The organism is Candidatus Methylomirabilota bacterium (assembly GCA_036001065.1).
GTDB lineage: Bacteria > Methylomirabilota > Methylomirabilia > Rokubacteriales > CSP1-6 > MNEF01.
Genome location: DASYUQ010000111.1, coordinates 1 through 4,549 on the forward strand (window position 1 = coordinate 1; position 4,549 = coordinate 4,549).

The window sequence follows — 4,549 nt, forward strand, 5'->3', positions numbered from 1 at the left end:
CCCTTTGTGCCTCAGCCTGGGGCGGCGGTAGGACGAACATCATGACCGCCGCGAGCGCGAGAACCCACCTTGGACCTCGCCATCCGAGTTGCCCCATCGCTTGGCCCCCCTGATGCTCGGACACCGATTATGAGTGCGCCGCCGTTCCGGCTCCCGGCCGAGTCTGACGCGCTGCAATAAACCGGTCAGCACGCCGGCTTCGAGCCGCGTTTGTAAGCTCCCCGAGGGCCCTTGTCAAGGCCCTTGTTTCGCGTAACCGGCGACCGAATCTGACGTCAAGTTGGGTAAGGGCCGAGGGTTAGCCGCCACTTGGGGCCTATCACGCCCGAGACGTTCGACGTTAGATGTTCGATGTTCAGGGTCGTCGCAGAGCAGGAGCCGAACGACGGCCGCTGGCGCGAAGCCCGGCACGGAGAGCCGAGCGCCCCGGCGCGCTGGCCAGCGCGACCGCGAAGTACATCACGACGCTGGCCACCCCGACGATCTGGAACATCGTCGCCAGGCCGAGCGCGGTTCCCAGGACGCCGCCCAGCGCCGGGCCGGCGATCGCCCCGACGTCGAGGCCGGCGTTGTAGACGCCGGAGGCGAGGCCCACGTCACGGCCCTCGCGACGGAGCTCCGCCACGGTTGCCGCGCTCGTCACCCGGAGGATGCCGCGCGTGAGGCCAAGTAGGATGAAGAGCGCGACCAACGCCCCGAACGCGGACACCCGCGGCAGCACCACCGTGGCCGCGCCCGAGAGGATCACCGCCCAGACGTCGATGGCGCGGTAGTCGAGATAACGGAACATCACGCCGCTGACGAAGCGAATGAAGGTGGCCGCCGCCGATTTCAGGCCCTTCAGGGTGCCGACCGCGGCGAGCGGCAGGCCGATCGCGACGCCGTACAGCGGGAAGAAGGTGTCGACGCTGTCGGCCAGGAGGTTGATGTAGACCACGATCGTGAACGCGAGCCAGACGCGGGCGTCCAGCGCGGCGCCCGCCGCCAGCAGACCCCGGAAGCCCTGGCTGCGCTCGACGTCAGCGCGCGGCCCGCCGAAGGAGGGCAGCGCGAACAGGGCGATCGCCGTGACCGCCGGCAGCACACCGAGGAGAGCCAGGGCCGCCGCGGGGCCGGTGGTGTCGGCCAGCCCGCCGGCCGCGAAGGCGCCCAGCGCGTAGCCGGTGGACAGCACCGCCGTGTACCAGCCCATGACGGCGCCGGCGGCTCGGCCGCCCGTGACGTCGATGACGACGGCGAGGATCAAGGTGCCGACGCTGCCGAAGGCGAAGCCGTGCGCCGCCGTCAGGACGACGACGGCCACGGGATGATCGCGGGCCAGGGCGAAGCCGCTCGTGGCGACGCTCAGCGCGAGCAGCGCGACGGCCAGATGGATCCTGGCCCGGAACGGGCGATAGACGGTGCCGGCCGGCACCCGCGAGGCCAGGCGAAAGACCGCGAGCAGGGAGGACAGCGCGCCGATCGCGCTGAGCGAATACCCCTGCGCTTCGAGATAGGGCGCGTACAGTAAGCTCAGCGCCCCTTCCGCCGTCGTCGCCGCGGCGGCGCAGGCGCAGACGATCAGCACCGCCCGGCTCATGCGGTGTATTCGGAGGGGGCCTCGACGGCCCCCTCCGAGGCCTCCCCCAGAAGAGGATTGCGCCGGCGGAGCCGGCGCTCGAATTTGCTGCAGGTTCTTAGGGCGGCGTCACGCGAGATCGTGTTCGCCGAGGACGCGGCGGAACAACGCGCCGTACTTCTCCAGCATCCGTTGGCGCAGCTCGGGACTGGTAACGGCCACCTTGGCGGCTCGTCCCCGATTCTCGAAGGGAATCGTCGCGTCGATCATCGCGCGCGAGTTGTAGTAGTTCTCCGTCATGTTCACGGGGTCGATCTTGGACGACCAGTTCTTCCGGATGATCTCGATGTTCGTGGCAGGGTCGCAGCGCGTGCCCATCGCCCATACGACCTCGGAGAGGCTGGAGGGATCGATGTCGTCGTCGACCACGACGGTCCACTTGCCGCCGTAGGCGGTGGGGGCGAGCTGGGTCGCCAGGATGCCCGCCTGGCGGCTGTGGCCGAAGTAGCTCACCTCGATGGCGACGACGTTGAAGGTCCGACCGGCCCCCGCTTCGTGGATCCAGACGCCGACCACGTTGGGGACGTTGGCCTTCTCGAGGTTTTCCCAGAGCGTCGCCGAGCGGATGAAGCAGCGCTCGAACAGGTGGGCGTGGGGCGGCTTGAACGAGGCGGCGCAGGTGAGGATCGGGTCGTTCCGGTGGTACACGCGCCTGACGCGGAAGACCCGCTCTTCCTTCGTGCCGCCCGCGTAGTAGCCCGGCCACTCACCGAACGGCCCTTCCAGGCGCTTCTGGCCCGGCACCACTTCGCCCTCCAGCGCGATCTCGGCGTTCGCCGGAATCGGCAGCCCCGTCAGCTCGCCCTCGATGACCTCGAGTGGCTCTCCGCGAAGTCCGCCGACGTAATCGAGCTCCGATTGGCCCCGGTTCAGCGTGGCCCGCGCGGCAGAAAAGAGTGCCGGGTCCTGCCCCACGACGGCCACCATCGGTGCCGGCTTGCCGGCGGCCAGGTACTTCTGCAGTTGCAGGTGGCCGTCTTTGCCCTCGGTGATGTAGATGCCCGTGAGGTTCCGCTCGAAGAGCTGCATCCGGTAGGTGCCGACATTGACCCATCCGCTGTCGGGATCCCGCGTGATCACGGCGTCGGCCGTCCCGATGTAGCGCCCCCCGTCCAGCTCGTGATGGATCGGTACGGGGAACTTGAAGAGATCGACCTGGTCGTCCTTCAGGACGTTCTCCAGAATCGGGCCCCCGGAGACCGTCTGGGGCGGGATCGGCGTGATGGCCTGCACCCGTTGCCGGTAGATCTTCAGCAGCTCCATGGTGCGCTCGTCCCCGGTGGCGGGCAGTCCCATGGACAAGGCGAAGCGCTTGGGCGAATTGAGCAGCCCGTAGAGACAGCGATACCCCGGGGGATAACCGGGGATCTCGTCGAAGAGGAAGGCCGGCGCCCGGCCCCCCTTGGCGCGCACGCACATCTCCACGAACGCCCCCATCTCCTTGTCCCAGTGGACGCCCCGGCAGTGCTGGAGCTCGTCCAGCCCCTCCACCTTCTTGAGCCACTCGCGCAGGTCGCGGTACTCGAGGGGCATCGACGGATCAGCGGCGGGCGACGGCCGGCATGCGGCTCTCGACGCCCTCTTTGGCCAGCTCGCTGTCGAAGAGCGCGCGCACGGCAGGATCCTCGTCCGCGTACTCGATCTGGTTGCCGCCCGTCGCTCGGTCCTGATCGAGGCGGCTGTACTTGTCGTCGAGCTTGTGCTTGACGCTTCCCCAGCGAATCGCCAGGTAGCGGGCCGGGCTGGCGCCGGCATTGAAGTGCTGGTGCCACCAGAGGTCCGGCGGCACGACCACGCTGCCCTCGTGCCAGTCCACCTTCGTGGGCTTCGCCCCCTCTGGCCAGAGGAGCGAGTAACCCTTGCCGCCGAGGGTGATGACGTGGGCCCCGGGGCCGTGGCGATGGGCCTTCTTGTAGGTGCCGACCGGGAACTCGGAGATGTGGGCGATCAGCGTGTTGTTGGCCAGCTCGAACATGATGTTGCGGCCGCCGGCGCCGCGCTCCTTCCATTCGATGAGCGCGAATTTCTTCACGTCGGGAATGAAGTTGGCCTCCCAGATCCGGCTGGCCAGGAAGGTGCCCTTGCCGCTGAAGGTGTCCGCCTCCCCGCCGAAGCGATCCTTGAAGACGAAGGGGTTGTTGAAGACGAAGTCGTGGTTGTGGAACAGATTCATGACCAGGGGCGCCGTGGTCACGGCGTAATAGCGCGCCACCTCGGTTCCCGAGGCGTTGAAGTGCTGGTGCCAGGCGTTGAGCGGGACCGCGAAGAGACTGCCCGTCTGCCACTCGAAGCTGACCTTGGAGCCGCCCTCGATCCACACGGTCGTCGCACCCCGCCCCTGGAGGACGTAGATGACCTCTTCGTAGAGGTGCCGCTGGGGCGCGAGCTGTCCCCCGGCCGGGATCTCGCACACATAGGCGTCGTTGGTCCCGCCGGTCCCCTCCATGTCGATGAAGACGCCGCGCCCGCCCCGGCTAGGCCAGGGCTGGACCTCCACCGATCTCAGATCTTCGACGTAGAACCCGCGGATGACGGGGATGCCTTCGGATTTCTGCCAGGCCTGGTAGGCGGTGAGCGTGGTGGACGGATCGTTGGAAATTGGCATCGTGACTCTCCCTCGTCTCGCGCTGGGCCGCCCTGTCCCACTCGGCGGCTCTCAGGAAGTGGTCCCTATGATAAGTACGCGCGCCACGGTCGGCAAGCGCCGGGCGCGCCAAGTGGTGGAGTGCGCGTATGATAGCTGCGCTCCCGATGGCTGTGCTGGTCACCGGATCCGGTCTGGTGGGGTCGCAGATCGCCCGTCTCCTGGTGGAGGCCGGCGACCGCCCGGTGCTTTTCGACCGCGCCCCCGACCTCGACGCGCTCGCCGACATCGTCGATCCTGGCCGCCTCACCCTTGTCCAGGGCGACCTCCTGAACCCCCTCGACCTG

4 protein-coding genes are annotated in these 4,549 nt (G+C 68.3%); 1 reads left to right on the forward strand and 3 read right to left on the reverse strand.

The genetic code is table 11. The features are described 5' to 3' along the window. Positions 1 to 355: 355 nt before the first annotated feature. The 3 genes from VGV13_10110 to VGV13_10120 form a co-directional block, all read right to left on the reverse strand. Positions 356 to 1,579 (reverse strand): MFS transporter, encoded by a 1,224-nt coding sequence (locus VGV13_10110; GenBank protein ID HEV8641436.1) that lies wholly within the window; start codon positions 1,577 to 1,579, stop codon positions 356 to 358. 108 nt (positions 1,580 to 1,687) lie between these two features. Then, complete coding sequence (locus VGV13_10115) at positions 1,688 to 3,151, reverse strand: UbiD family decarboxylase (protein ID HEV8641437.1); 1,464 nt, start codon at positions 3,149 to 3,151, stop codon at positions 1,688 to 1,690. Between the two features lie 7 nt (positions 3,152 to 3,158). Beyond that, positions 3,159 to 4,223 carry a cupin domain-containing protein gene (locus VGV13_10120; protein ID HEV8641438.1) on the reverse strand — a complete coding sequence of 355 codons (1,065 nt, stop codon included), beginning with the start codon at positions 4,221 to 4,223 and terminating at the stop codon, positions 3,159 to 3,161. Between the two features lie 146 nt (positions 4,224 to 4,369). On the opposite strand from VGV13_10120, the gene VGV13_10125 reads away from it, so the two are divergent. Beyond that, positions 4,370 to 4,549 (forward strand): NAD(P)-dependent oxidoreductase (locus tag VGV13_10125; protein HEV8641439.1); only part of this gene is annotated, 180 nt, incomplete at its 3' end.

Coding starts and splice junctions, on each gene's coding strand:
- VGV13_10120 (HEV8641438.1), bottom strand. CDS start 4,223: ATGCCAATTTCCAACGATCCGTCCACCACGCTCACCGCCTACCAGGCC.
- VGV13_10115 (HEV8641437.1), bottom strand. CDS start 3,151: ATGCCCCTCGAGTACCGCGACCTGCGCGAGTGGCTCAAGAAGGTGGAG.
- VGV13_10110 (HEV8641436.1), bottom strand. CDS start 1,579: ATGAGCCGGGCGGTGCTGATCGTCTGCGCCTGCGCCGCCGCGGCGACG.